The organism is Micromonospora sp. NPDC003776 (assembly GCF_053605645.1).
Genome location: NZ_JBSGJR010000122.1, coordinates 1 through 13,743, shown reverse-complemented (window position 1 = coordinate 13,743; position 13,743 = coordinate 1). Strand labels below are relative to the sequence as shown.

Here is a 13,743-nt window from a genome sequence, read left to right as displayed (position 1 = left end):
GGAGCCGCCGCCACGGTGAACTTGGCCAGCTGCGCGGCCCGGGTGTAGACGTTCGAGCCGTCCACCCCGGTGGAGCGGTCCACGTTGTCCTTGGTGATCCGCAGCGGGTCGCCGAGCAGCAGTTCCTTCTTGTCGCTGAAGTACTTGACGCCGCTGAGGTCGCTGCTGACCTGGTTGTCGCTCGCGAAGGTCTTGCCCTCGGCGAGCTGCTTGCCCGCCCACGCGGTCAGGTAGCCGAGGTTCTCCACGTTCCACAGGATCGCCGCGCTGGACGAGCCGTCGGCCAGGTACGGCTTCATCGCCTGCGGGGTGCCCAGGCCGACGGTGAAGACCTTGCCGACCTTGCCGGCCTCGCGGACGGCCTTCGCGACGCCCGGCGCCGAGCTGGTGCACTCACCGACCAGGCCGGTCAGGTCCGGGTGCGCGTTCATCAGGTCCTTGGCCATCGAGACCGCCTTGGCCTCGTCCTCACCCGCGTAGACCGTGTCGACGATCTGCGCCTTGGGGTACTTCTCCGCGGTGTACTTCTTCTGCACATCGATCCAGGCGTTCAGGTTCGCGGCGGTCTGGCCGCAGGAGACGATGGCGTACTTGCCCTGGCCGCCCATCTTCTCCAGCAGCGAGTCCGTGAGCGCCTGGCCGATGCCCTCGGTGTTGGCCTGGTTGACGAACACCTCGCGCACCGAGTTCGGCGCGTCGGTGTCCGACGTCATGACGTGGATGCCCTTGGCCTTCGCGTCGGCGAGCACCGGCGCCATCGAGTCGGGGTCGTTGGGTGCGACGACGAGGACGTCGACCTTCTGCTGGATCAGGGACTTGACGATGTCCGTCTGCGCCCCGGGGTCCGCCGTGGTGGACCCCTTGTAGATCCAGTTGATACCGAGGTCCTTGGCGGCCTTCTGTCCGCCGGTGTTCATCGCCTCGAAGTACGGGATGCCCTGCAGCTTCGGGACGAACGCGACGCTGATCTGCTTCTGACCGCCGCCGGACTCGCTCGACGACCCGCTGCCGCCACCCTTCTTGCTGCAGCCGGCCATCGCGAGCGCGCCGACGAGCCCGACGGCGAGCAGTGCCGTCGCCCTCTTCGACATCCGCATGGATACTCCTCTCTAGCCTGCCCCCGCTCGGCGGGTGCAGGATGCCGCCCGGGGGCGGCGGATTCGGAATGGTTACTCGACCAGGTCCTGCCCGGGCGAAACCGACGCGACGACGTCGCGGAATCGGGTGTAGTGCTCCCCCCACATGGCGGGGTCGCGCGGTTCGACGAGGCGACCGTGGTCGTCGCGTCGGACCACCTCTCGTATGTCATCCAGTCCCGCGAGCTCGCCGAGCGCCATGAGCTGGACGAGCAGGTTGCCCATGGCGGTGGCCTCGACGGGCCCCGTGCGGACGGGTAGTCCGGTGGTGTCGGCGGTCAGCTGGTTGAGCAGATCGTTGCGGGATCCACCGCCAACGATGTGCACGGCGGTCATCGGCCGTCCCGTGACCTTGACGATCGACTCGAAGGCCACGCGGTAGCGCAGGGCCAGGCCTTCCAGGACGCACCGGGCAACCTCCCCCATGCCGGTGGGCACCGGCTGGCCGGTGGCCCGGCAGTAGGCGCGGATCCGGGCGGGCATGTCGCCGGGGCGTACGAAGGAGGGGTGGTCGACGTCGACGATGCTGCGCGCCGCCGGCGCCTCGGCCGCGAGGGCGACCAGCGCGGGGTAGTCGATGTCGTGGCCCTCCCGCGCCCACTGGCGCCGGCACTCCTGCAGCACCCAGAGCCCCATCACGTTGCGCAGCAGTCGGACCGTCCCGGCCACTCCGCCCTCGTTGGTGAGGTTGGCCTCGCGGGAGCCGTCGTCCACCACGGGGTGCGCCAGTTCCACGCCGGCGAGCGACCAGGTGCCGGAGGAGATGTAGCCGGCGCACGGATTGTCGAACGGCACGGCCGCGACGGCGCTGGCGGTGTCGTGGCTGCCGGGTGTGATGACCCGGGCGCCGGCCAAACCGGGCAACGCGGCCAGCGGGGGCAGGACCGGACCGAGGTCGGTGCCGGCGTCCACCACCTCGGGCAGCAGGTCGGTTCGGAGGCCGAGGTCCTCGAGGAGCTTGGTGGCCCAGGCCCGGCCCGCGACGTCGTACGCCCCGGTGGTGCTGACGGCCGTGAACTCCGCGACGGCGGCGCCCGACATCAGGTGATGGAACAGGTCCGGCATCATGAGCAGGCGGCGGGCTTGCGGCGGCGGGCCGCCGGCGCGGGACTCGGCGAGGAGCTGAAAGATGGCGTTGATCTCCATGAGCTGGACGCCGGTGCTGCCGTAGAGCCGGTCGTGTCCGACGATCCGCGTGGCTTCCGCGAGCATCCCCTCCGTGCGGGCGTCGCGGTGCGACACGGGGTCGGCGACGAGGTCGCCCCGCTCGTCGACGTAGCCGTAGTCGATCCCCCAGGTGTCCACGCCCACCGAGTCGACCGGGCCGCCGGCTCCGGCGCGGCCGAGGCCCGCCAGGATCTCGTGCCACAGCGCGGTCATGTCCCAGCGCAGGTGCCCGTCGGCCATGCGCGGCTGGTTCGGGAAGCGGTGCACGATCTCCGTCTGCAGCCGCCGCCCGTCGAAGGTGCCCACGACGATGCGGCCGCTCTCCGCACCGAGGTCCACGGCGACGCAGCGGCGGCGGCTCATGATTCTCCTCCCCTGGTGACCGGTACGCGCTCCACCGGCACTCCTTGGGACGACCACTGTCGTGCGACGTCGTCCGGGGTGCCGTCGTCGGTGACGAGACCGGTGAGGTGATCGGTGGCGACGAAGGGGTGCAGGCCGAAACGTCCGAGCTTCGAGGAGTCGAAGAGCCCGTAGACGCGGTCGCAGGCCGCGGCGAGTCGCCGCTTGACCGTGGTCTCCTCCAGGCTCAACTCCATCAGCCCGTGCGTGGGGCTGAGCGACCGCAGCCCGAAGAAGCCGACGCTGAGCCGGCCCCGCGACGACAGGTCGTCGCCGAAGTCGCCGACGAGGGACTGGGACGAGCGGCGTACGGTCCCGCCGAGCACGACGACGGTGATCGCGTCGGACTCGCTGAGCACGTCGGCGGCGCGCAACCCGTTGGTCACCACGACCAGGCCGCGCCGGGTGCGCAGTTCCAGGGCCAGGTAGTAGCAGGTCGTGCTGCAGTCCAGGCAGATGGCGTCGCCGTCCTTGACGTGCGCCGCCGCAGCGCGGGCGATCGCCTGCTTCGCGGCCTCGCTGTGCCGCAGTCGCAGGTCGAAGGCCCCCTCGTCGGCGGCCTCGTGCGGCACGGCACCGCCGCGGACGCGCCGCAGCAGCCGGCGCCGTTCGAGCGATTCGAGGTCCTTGCGGATCGTCACGGCCGAGACGCCGAACCGTTCGATCAGGTCCGCGATGCTCACCCGCCCCTGGCCGTCGAGCAGACGCAGCACGTGTTGCTGGCGCTCGTGCTCGGCAATCCCCGGCATGGTCTCGCGGTCCCTCCTGTGCGGTGGTGAGGTGACGCTAGACACACCGCAGCTGAGTGGTCAATAAACGAAAGAGAAGTCGCCGCCGTAACGGTTTCGATTGATTGGGGTTCGGTTTCGATTGCGGTCCGGTTAACGGATCCGGCGGCGAAGGCGCACGTACCGGTGCCGCGCCGACACCAGAAGTGACGGCCAAAAGATAGGCATATACCTATGGCCGTGGAGCGACGACGGCCCCGCCGCCGGCGCCCGCTGGCGGGGCCGGTCGGCGGGACCGTGAGTGACGGGGTCAGTCGTCGGCGGGGTGCGCCGCGATGGTGTGCGCACCGGCGGGGACGCCGGTCAGGTAGACGTACCGGCCGTCGCTGTGCGCCCCGTACGCCTTGGCCTTGGCGCCGTTCCAGGCCAGTTGCCCGTCGACGGTGACCGTGGTGGGCCCGTGGGCGGGGACGGCGATGGTGCCGGTGGTGCCGGCCGGCGCGGTCACGTCCATGACGAAGCGGTCCCGCTCCCGGTCCTGCCGCCAGGAGACCCAGATGGCGCCCTGTGGCGTCGGCACGCGGCCCTGTGCCCACTCTAGGTCACCGGGGTGCGGCTGCACGGCGTAGCCGGCGAACCCGGGGACCGTGGGCCGGACACCGAGGACCTGGTTGGTGAGCAGCGCCGTGCCGCCCGCGGACCACGGGTGGGACATGCTGCCGTCGCCGTAGCGGTACGGGCTGCCGTCGAGGTTGATGTGTTCCCAGGCGCCGGTCGCCGGCGGCTCCTCGACCCCGTTGATCGGCTTGTGCTGCGCGAACTGGTAGCCCCAGACGGTGCGCAGCAGGTGCCACGCCTCGGCGTCGCGCCCGTGGTCGAAGCGGGCCAGCGCCTCCCAGTAGTTCATGAACGGGCCGACCAGCTGCGGCATCGAGCCGGTGCCGGACTTCGCGCCGTACGGCGTCCAGAGCTGGCTTTTCAGCGTGTCCAGGGTCCGGTCGGCCCGGTCGGCCGGGGCCACTCCGGACAACACCGCGAAGACGTTGCCGTCCTGCGGGATGTTCCCCGGCTGCCCGGTGGACTGGCGGTACGCGCCCGCGGCCTCGTTCCACAACTGGTCGTTGACGCCGCGGGTCACCTCGGGAACGAGCCCCCGCCAGTGGGTTGCCCGCGTGTCGTCGTCCCGCAGTTCGGCGAAGGTCGCCGCGTCGCGCAGCACCTCGACGTACAGCGCGTTCACCTCGGTCTCCTTGCCGGAGTCACCGTAGATCCAGTGGCCGCCCTGGTCGTAGAGGTCCAGCAGCCGCGCCCGGTCGTCGCCGACGGTGGCGATCCGCAGTGTGCGGTCGCCCGCGATCGGGCTGCCGTCGGCGAGCGCGGTGCCGTTCGGGTACGCGTCGGTGGAGTTGGTCCACCAGGCGATGATGCCGGAGGGATCGGACTGCTCCAGGTAGTACGTGCCGGGCGCCGCCGGCTCGGGCAGGTCGATCATCAGCCACGCGTTGTCCACCACGTTTTCGAACCGCTTGCTCGCCACCAGTTGGCCCGAGCCGGGCTCCCCCCGGTACAGCGACAGCGTCATGTCGGCGTCGGTGGTGTTGTACGTCGGGAACCGGCCGCCGACCGCGGTGAACGACGACGTGGTGGTGAAGGTCTGGCCCTGGGTGTGGCCGGTCGAGAGTTTCGGCGCGGAGTCCTGCGCTTCGCTGCCCTCAAAGCCCTGGGCGGTCAGCCGGGTCTCCAGGAAGTCCATGGCCTTGGTGAAGGTCGGCCAAATCTCGGCGACGAAGGCGGTGTCGCCGGTGTACAGGTAGTACTCCTGCAGGCCCCGCAGCCACCACAGGTGGTATTCGAGGAAGCCCTGGCAGACGGGCGCGCCCAGGCCGTTCGGGGAGCAGGCCGACAGGTAGCCGTCGCCGCGCTGGGTGCGGGCGATGCTGCGCAACGAGTCGCGCATCGCCTGCCGGTCGTTCGTGGAGGCGTACGCGATCCGTCCGCTGATCGCCAGGTCGCCGTTCCACACCAGCCGGTCGCGCTTCGCACCGTCGACGATCACCCGCTCGCCGACGCCGATCGTCTCGGTGCCGTTCTCGATGCCCTGCTTCGGGTCGATGGTGCCGTTGACGAGGGTGTGCGCGCCCCCGTACCAGATCTTGTTGAGCGCGTCGTCGGCGGAGAGGAACCAGCCGGGCAGCAGCGCGTCGCGGTCGGCGAGGTCGACGCCGGGAGCGGAGGTGTACCGGACCCGGACCGCGTCGATACTCACGCTGGACCCGGCGGGTGCCTCGGGCGCAAGCCGGATCATCAGGTAGCGGAATCCGCCGCGCAGCTCCGGGTCGTGCCACGTGCCGGTTGCCGAGGGCGCCTGCTCGTGCGGGCTCTCGAAACGGCGGTCGCGCTGCGGCTTGGACCAGTCGGCGTTGGCGATCCAACTGGTCGTGCCGAAGGTGTCGCCCCAGTCACCCAGGTAGCCGAGGGTCTCGCTGAACGCGAAGAGCGTGGTCGGCGCCGCACCGGCGAAGTCGACGTCGAGGTAGCCGGAGACCTCGCGTCCGAAGTCGACGATCAGGCGCGGGTCGCTCCGGGCGTCGGTCTTGGTGATGGTGACCGCCTGCCCGTCGGCGGCCAGCACGTGCTCGGGGGCGCTGATGGCGCCGCCACGGGCGTCGGCGCTCAGCACCCGGTCGGGCGCCACCTCGCGGGTCTGCGGGGTGAGCACGTACCGCTGCCAGTCACCGGGCGCGGGGGCGGTGAGCGGGCCGGTTTCGGCGTTGGCTGCTCCCGTCCCGGCGCCGACGACCGCCGTGGTGGCCAGCGCGGCGGCGGCGAAGAACTTGCGGGCTTTTCTCATCTGTCACCTCATCGGGGTTGAGCCGGCGATCGGCGGTGAGGCGGGGGCCTCGGTCCGTTGGTCGAGGAAGACGGTCGTCCGGCCCGGTGCCACGTCGCTGAGCACGACGTGACCGTCCGCGACGGTCCGCTCGGGATGAGGTCCGGTGCCGGCGACGTGGAACGCCTCGGGCGGCGAGCCGTCCAGCGGCACCAGGATGCGGCCGCGGACGTTCGGCGGCAGGTCGACGTCGAGGCGGTACCCGTCGCGGCGGTCCACCCGCACCTCGACCGCTCCCCGGATCGTCGGGACGCGCCCCTCCACCCACGTCAGCGGCCCCGGTTGCGGCGCCACCTGCACTTGTGCGGCCCCGGGGGCGGTGACGGTGACTCCGAGCAGACGCCGCGCGACGATGTTCGCGGGCGCGGAGCCCCAGGCGTGGGAGAAGGTCATGTTCGGCTTCAGCGCCGGATCCCACGCCTCCCCGACGATCGTCGCGCCTAGGTCGTCCATCAGGTGCAGCCAGCTCTCCCGCGCGCGGCTGGTCATCAGCGTGTATCCGGCGTCACCCCTGCCGCCCAGGTACAGCGCGTCGAGGAGGAACTGTGCGCCGTACACGCTCATCCGCATCCCACCGGCGGCCAGGGTGCCGGCGAGCGGGGACCGGTCGCGCCCGTCGGCGACCCCGAGCGCGACCGGGATCGCGGTGGCGTGCTGGGCCCGGTGGTCGGTGGTGAGGCCGTCCCGGTAGGCGGGGGCGGCACGGTCCAGCAGGCGGCCGTTGACCGCCGCCCGGAGCCGTCCCGCCAGGTCGGTGAACCGGCGTGCGTCGTCGGTCCTGCCGAGGACCCGCGCCACCTCGGCGCAGGCCGCGAACGCGGCGCACTGGAAGGCGTTGACCACGGTGTTGACGTCGGTCAGCACGTAGCCGTCCCGGTTGCTGACCGGCCAGTCGACCAGGTCGGAGACCCCGCCCACGGACGGCGGTTTGTGCAGCAGGTCGTCGTCCGCGAGGAACTCGTCGAAGTTCTTCTCCAGGTACAGCGACCAGTCGCGGGCCAGGTGATCCGGGTCCCCGGTGTGGAGGTAGTCCAGCCACGCCGAGAGCACCGACATCAGCCGGTACTCGGACGGCCAGGTCGGGCGCCGGGCGAGGTAGGAGTTCGACCAGCGGGCGAGGGCGTAGGAGCGCTGGGTGGCGTACTCCGAGAGCTGGTTGACGTACGCGTCACCCTCGTACGGGCCCCGTTCCCGGGTGGGGGTGTCCTGGTAGAGGTCCAACCGGGTCGCCGCGATCGAGTAGCGGCACATCTCCCAGACCCGGTTGAGGTCCTCGTCTGAGCAGCGGAAGGCCGCGTCGTCCGCCTGCCACGGCAGCCGGACCACCACCGCACGTACCGTCTCACTCAGGTCCAGCGACGGGTCGGTGATCAGCTCGGCGTACCGGAACCCGCGGTATCCCCAGTGTTCCAGTCGCTGGCTGCCGTCGCGCAGGGTCCACACCTCGCGGTAGACGTTGCCGGTCCGCAGCTGGTAGCGGACCGTGTCCGGCCCGGCCAACTCCTCCCCCAGTCGCACCTCCACCGTCTGCCCGCGGCGCGCGCCGTGCACCTCGAGCGTGAGGCCGCCGACGATCTCGCGGCCGAGGTCGACCAGCCAGCGTCCGTCGCCGACCTGGCGTACGGAGGCAGGGGTGAGGGTCTCGTGCTGCAGGTTCGGGGTCTCCGCCGGGCGCAGTCCGGCGATGGGCGGGCGCTGCGCCGCGGGGCGCCAGGACGAGTCGTCGAAACCGGGCAGCAGCCAGCCGACCGGCTCCTCCCGCGCGTCGATGAACTCCTGCGGGGCGGTGTAGTAGCCGCCGCCGAGGTCACCGGAGGGCGGCAGCCAGCGGCCCCCGGTCCGGGCCCGCCACGACGGACCGGTGCCGACCGTGTCGCGGGTGCCGTCCGCGTACGTGACGTCCAGTTGCGCCAGGAACTGCTTGTCCGTCGGCGTGTGGCAGAGGGCGGCGAGGGCGTTGGCGGAGCCGCGGCGCAGCAGGGCGGTCACGTCGTACGTGTGGTACCGGGGTTCGCCCGCCGGGGCGCGGGTTGGCCCGGATCCGACGTACGCGCCGTTGAGCCAGAGCGAGTAGACGTACTGCCGCACGGGGTCCGGGGACTGCCCGGTGACGTACAGGACCGCCGACTCGACCGGCTTGTCGGCCAGCGCCACCTCGGTGCGCAGCGCCGCCCAGTGGTCCGGCGGCGAACCGGCCAGGAGTTGCTGGCTGCGCCCGACCGACAGCGCCCCGGCGGCCACGGTCCCGCCGGGGAAGGCTCCCGGCCCTCGGGAGAAGTCCTCGGCGAGCAGGACGGCTCCGGAGGAGTCGGTGACCAGGACGTCGTCGTACGTCTGGGACTCGGTGCTGCCGTTGCGGAACCCGAGGGTGCCGGTCGTGTACGTCGGGTCCTCGGTGGTGTCGACCAACTCGCCGTCCAGGTAGGTGCGGATGCGCGGTCCTGCCAGCTCGATCTCGACCCGGATCGGTACGCCGAGCGGGACTGGCCGACCGACCGGTCGCTCGGCCAGCACCCGGTATCCGCCGTTGGTCTGGACGTGCGTCTTGAGCACGCCGGTGGAGCCGGCGAGCAACTGCCACAGGTAGTTGTTGCGGTTGTCCGCGGCCCGGAACACCAGTCCGGCGGACTTTTCCTTGATCACGGTCGTCACCGCGAAGCGCCCGTTGCCGAGTGCCGGCCCGGCGGGCGGGGCGGGTGCCCAGATCGGCTCGGCCTCCCACTCGTCGCCGACGCCGGTGACCACGCGCTGGGGCTGCGACCATCCGGACGGGCGGTCGCCACTGGTCCAGGTGCGTACCCGCCACCAGTAAACGGCACGCGGTCGCAACGACGGGCCGCCCAAAGGCACCGCGGTGGAGTCGGCCGACTCGACGCGCCCGCTGTCCCAGACCACCGTCCCGCCGAGCAGGTCGTCCCGGGTGCCGGCGACCTGCACCTGGTAGGCGGTCTGCATCGGCTGCGGCGCGTCGGCGGGCACGATCCAGGACAGCCGCGGGTGCGGGTCGCCCACGCCCAGGGGGTCGTCGAGCAGGGCGGTGAGCAGGCCGGTCGGAACGTCGGCGGCCGCCTGCGGCGGGTTCGCCGCCGCGCGCACCGGGTCCAGGCCGCCGAGTGCGACGGCCGCGCCGCCGGCGACCCCGAGCTGCATGAAGCGGCGGCGGCTGATCGGCGGGGTCATGCGGCACCTCCGGGCAGGATCCTGATCGCGTCGACGCGGATGTCGCCCTGGGTCGTCATCGGGTCGAGCCGCAGCCCGGTGAGCCGGGTGGGCTGCGCCGGGATGGTGACGGTGTAGGTGCGGGCCGGGCCGTCGCTGACTGCGAACCGGCCGCTCTTGTCCTCGGAGAATCCCCCCTGCGCCGCCGTGGCCCAGAACAGCTGTCCCTGGCTGCTCGCCGACGTCGACATGGTCACCTCGACGGTGAGGCCGTGCGTCAGGTCGAGCGCGAGTGGCGTGCTCTGGACCAGGTACGGGTCGCCGCCGGTCGCGGAGGTGGTGAGCACGCCGCCGGCCACCGTGAACGGGGTCAGTTGGTGCGCCGGCGTCCAGCCCTCGGCGTCATCGTCCCGGTTGAACTCCCACGCCAGGAGCGGGTGGGCCACGGTCACCGGCACGGTGACGCTCGCCCGGCGCCCGTCGTCGCCGGTGGCGGTCAGCGTGAGGTCGTACGTGCCGTCTTCGACGGCGTCCGGGGCGGTGACCGTCACGGCGGCCCGGACGGTCACCGGCGTCTGCGCCGAGTCGACGTCGTAGCGCTGGGTGGCCGGTTCGGCCTTCCAGCCGCCCGGCGCGGCGACCGTGAGCGTGCCGGCGAACCGGTCCGGGGCGATCCCGTCGATCACCGCGGTGAGCTGGGCACTTCCGCCGGGGCGCAGCCCGACCGAGGTGGGCGTCACCGCGAGGGCGAGCGAGCTCACCTGCTCTCCCTCGACCAGGGGGACGTCCAGGGCGCGCTGCGGGCGCAGGACGACCGGCCCGAGCAGCCCGGACGGGTTTGCCCGGCCCTCGAACGCGTTGGTCTGGGTGTTGGTCACCCGCACCTCGACGGTGTTCGCGCCCGGCCGCAGCAGGTCGGTGACGTCCACCGTGTACGGCCGCCCGTCGACGTGCCGGGGCGGCGACCCGTTGACCGTGACCGCGGCCAGTTCCCGCACGGATCCGAGATCGAGCAGCACGCGTCGCCCATCGTCGAGGAACCCATCGGGGACGGTGACCTGGCGGGTGTAGACGCCGGTGCCGGAGAAGGCCGGGTCGAGCGCGGTCCACGACCCGAGGGGCCGGCTGACGGTCTGCGTGCCGTCCCGGTCGAACCGGAACTGCCACGCGCCGTCGAGCGCGATCGGGGTGAGCGGATCGTCGACGGTCGTGCTGCCGCCATACGCCTTCCCGTCGTACCGTCCGGTGACGTAGACCTCGCCGGGGCGGTCCACGGTGACCCGTGCCCGCAACCCGTCGCCGTCGACTGCCACCTGCGTGACGGTGGCGTTGGCGGCGGTGGCGTGCGGGGTCCGGCCGATCGGGTGCGCGCCGGGCCGCAGGACGATCCAGGTCGCCTGGTACGGCCGCAGCTGCATCGGGACCGTCACCCGGTCGTCGCCGAGCCGGAACACCGGCGCCACCTCGGTACGGCCCGTCTCCGGATCCCAGATCTCCGGCACCTGCGCGACGCTGACCGTCACGTCGGTGCGGACCGTCGAGGCCGACACGTTGGTGACGAGCACAGCGTCGTCGGCCGCCCGTTTCACGTGCCGTACCCGGACGTCGGGGTTGGCGGGCGACAGGGTGACACCGGGGTCGATCCGGTCCCGGAGCGTGGCCGCCAGGTCGGCGCGCGAGGGCAGGTAGACGGCGAGCCCGCCGGCGTCGCTGGCCCTGCGCGCGGCCGACGGCGCGGCCGGGTCGGTGTCGAACAGCGCGGTCAGCCGCCGGCGCAGCTCAGCGTCCCGCCCTCGGCCTCCCGGGTCGGCAGGCCGTCGACCGCCACGACGGTGCCGCCCTCGGCGACCAGCCGCTCCGCGGCGGCGAGCGCCTCCAGCGACAGCACGGTGGCCTTCGGCACAACCAGGGCCTGGAACGTCTGGTCGTGCAGCCGCAGCCGGCCCTGGTCGACGGTGAGACCGACGTCCAGGTCCGGGTCGCCGGCCAGCGCCAACGAGTCCAGGTAGTCGAAGTCGAGCTGCGCGGCGAGCAGGGCGTTCGACGTCCCCTTCCACGAGCCGTCGACCTCGCTGAGCCCGGGGCCGTTGCCGGCGAAGCCGCGCACCGTCCACGGGGTGCCCTCGGCCATCACCGACGAGCTGGGGTAGAGCACGCCGACCGGGTTGACCGGGGTCGCGCCGCGGGCCGGTTCGACGAGCCGGCCGGTGAATGAGGCGTACGCGGAGAAGCGCGGCCAGAACGTGTTCTGGAAGAATTCGCTGGGCTGCGACTCGTACCGCCGCTGCCCGTCGATGGAGTAGTAGAAGGCGTGGTTGTCGATGAGGTCGACCCCGCCGGCCACCTCCCAGGCGACCGTGCGCTTCATCTCCTCCAACGACAGGTCCCAGCCGAACGCGCCGAAGGTCTCCGCGAGGTTGCGGTCCCGGTCGAACAGGTGGGCCACCGAGGAGTTCAGCTTCGGGGTGATCACGTCGGTGTTCAGCCCGCTGATCAGGTCCATGCCGGGCAGCTGGTAGTGCTTACTCATCTCGAACCAGCTGCCGCCCTCGATGAGCCGGTGGCTGCCGAGGTCCTCCTCGACCAGCGGGTTGGAGATCAGGGCGATGTGGTGCGCTGCGGCCCAGTCGGCGAGCGGCTTGGTGTGCGCCTCGTTGTACCGGTCGGAGAGCGCGTCGTAGTAGTCGACGCGGGTCTTCGTGGTGGCCGCGCCGGTGTCGTACCAGAGGGCGGCGAGCCGGGTGGTGAGGTCGTATCCGGCATTGCGGGTCAGGTAGCCGCGGAAGCCCGGCGTCCACGGGATCGAGCCGAGGGAGTCGACGCCGCCCCGGTTGTCCGGGAAGTTGTTGTAGAAGCCGGGCTCGTCGTTGAAGATGCCCTGGATCGTCGAGCCGAAGTGGTCACCGAAGCGGCGGGCGTACGTCTCATGCGTGATGTCGATGAACTTCCGCGTGACGTCGGGGTTGAGCATGTCGACGTACGGCTGGTCGGGCTCGAGGTCGGGGTGATAATTCACCAGCGGCCGTTGCACCAGGTGCAGCAGGCACCAGCGGCCCTCCGGCACGTTCCAGCGCAGCCGCCCGTCGGCGCCGACCTCGCCGGTCAGCTCCACGGCCGAGTCCCCGTCCAGGGCGCTGCCGCGGGCCTGCCCGTTCGTCACGCAGCCGCCGTCGCCGCGGTTGCGCAGGGCCACGGCGGCGACCAGCGAGGAGGCCGGCGCCTGGGTCACGTCCCAGCGGGCGAGGTCGCCGGAGAAGTCGTCCGCGAGGAGCGTGGCGCCCGTGTCGAGCGAGGTGACCGTGAGGTTGTCGAACCGGGCCCGCTCGTCCTGCCCCGCCCGGAGGCCGACCCGGCCCGCGCCGAGCGCGGCGATCGCCGGGTCGCTGCGGCGCCCGACCTCCCGGCCGTCGAGAAGGATCGTCACGGTGTCGCCCTGGATCTCGGTGGCCAGGTGATGCCGCTCGCCGTCGCGGATGGTGACGCCCGCCGGGAGCCGGCCTCCGATCAGCCGGCACCCGCCGTTCGTCCGCACGTGCACGCCGAAGGTGGAGGCGGCCTCGGGGTTGTACGGGGAGGTCGTGGTGAGGTTGACCATGACGAGGTTGGCGGCGTCCCGGCTGTGTAGGGTCCATCCGGCGGCCAGCGCGTCGACGGTCAGGTCGAACTCGATCCGGTAGCCGGACCAGTCGGCGCCGTCCCGGGACAACCCGACCTCGCCGCCGTTGACGGTCAGGACGCCGTCGGTCACCGACCAGCCGGCGGGCACCGGAACCGGCACGGGCTGGTCGTAGTGGGACGGCCCGGTCACGTCGCGGGCGACCGGGGTGAGGTACCACGGCAGGTAGTCGGGGACGGCGGGGACGGGCCTGCCGTCGACGTCGCCCCCCTTGACCGTACGGCCGCCGGCGAAGCCGCTCGGCCAGTTGAGGTCGTCGTACAGCCAGGCCTTCATGCCCCGCCGTTTCGCCTCGGTCAGCGCGAAGCCCACCTTGTCGAAGTAGTCCTTGGACAGGTAGTAGGCGTTCTCGCTGGCGCCAAACTCTCCACCGAGCCCCTGCCGGGGATGGATGAAGAACTCCTCGACCCCGTTGGACTTCATCTCGTCGAGCTGCCGGGACAGTTCCGCCTCCGTCAGCTTGCCGTTCCAGAACCAGAAGGCGTGCGGCCGGGCGGTGCTCGGCGGCGACCGGGCAACCAGGCGCAAATGAGCATGTTCGTGCGTGCCCGGCGTCCCGAGCACGCCGTGGTGCGGCGGGTCCTC

7 protein-coding genes are annotated in these 13,743 nt (G+C 71.9%); all 7 read right to left on the bottom strand.

Going from position 1 to position 13,743, the window contains the following annotated elements:
- Window positions 1-1,091: autoinducer 2 ABC transporter substrate-binding protein (locus ACWEVO_RS13260; RefSeq protein WP_452307789.1), on the bottom strand; the 1,091-nt coding region annotated here is incomplete at its 3' end.
- A 78-nt stretch (window positions 1,092-1,169) separates the two neighbouring features.
- Window positions 1,170-2,666 carry a rhamnulokinase gene (locus tag ACWEVO_RS13255; RefSeq protein WP_452307788.1) on the bottom strand — a complete coding sequence of 499 codons (1,497 nt, stop codon included), beginning with the start codon at window positions 2,664-2,666 and terminating at the stop codon, window positions 1,170-1,172.
- Window positions 2,663-3,454 (bottom strand): DeoR/GlpR family DNA-binding transcription regulator, encoded by a 792-nt coding sequence (locus ACWEVO_RS13250; RefSeq protein WP_452307787.1) that lies wholly within the window; start codon window positions 3,452-3,454, stop codon window positions 2,663-2,665. Before ACWEVO_RS13250 ends, ACWEVO_RS13255 begins: the two co-directional genes overlap by 4 nt.
- A 289-nt stretch (window positions 3,455-3,743) precedes the next feature.
- The gene (locus ACWEVO_RS13245) at window positions 3,744-6,284 is read right to left on the bottom strand and encodes an alpha-L-rhamnosidase-related protein (protein ID WP_452307786.1); all 2,541 of its coding nucleotides are present in this window, start codon (window positions 6,282-6,284) and stop codon (window positions 3,744-3,746) included.
- Window positions 6,285-6,287: 3 nt separating this feature from the next.
- Window positions 6,288-9,503, bottom strand: coding sequence for a family 78 glycoside hydrolase catalytic domain (locus ACWEVO_RS13240; RefSeq protein ID WP_452307785.1), 3,216 nt, complete (start codon window positions 9,501-9,503; stop codon window positions 6,288-6,290).
- Window positions 9,500-11,071 (bottom strand): glycosylhydrolase-like jelly roll fold domain-containing protein, encoded by a 1,572-nt coding sequence (locus ACWEVO_RS13235; protein ID WP_452307784.1) that lies wholly within the window; start codon window positions 11,069-11,071, stop codon window positions 9,500-9,502. Before ACWEVO_RS13235 ends, ACWEVO_RS13240 begins: the two co-directional genes overlap by 4 nt.
- Before the next feature lie 173 nt (window positions 11,072-11,244).
- A partial coding sequence (locus ACWEVO_RS13230; RefSeq protein WP_452307783.1) for a glycosyl hydrolase occupies window positions 11,245-13,743 on the bottom strand: 2,499 nt, incomplete at its 5' end.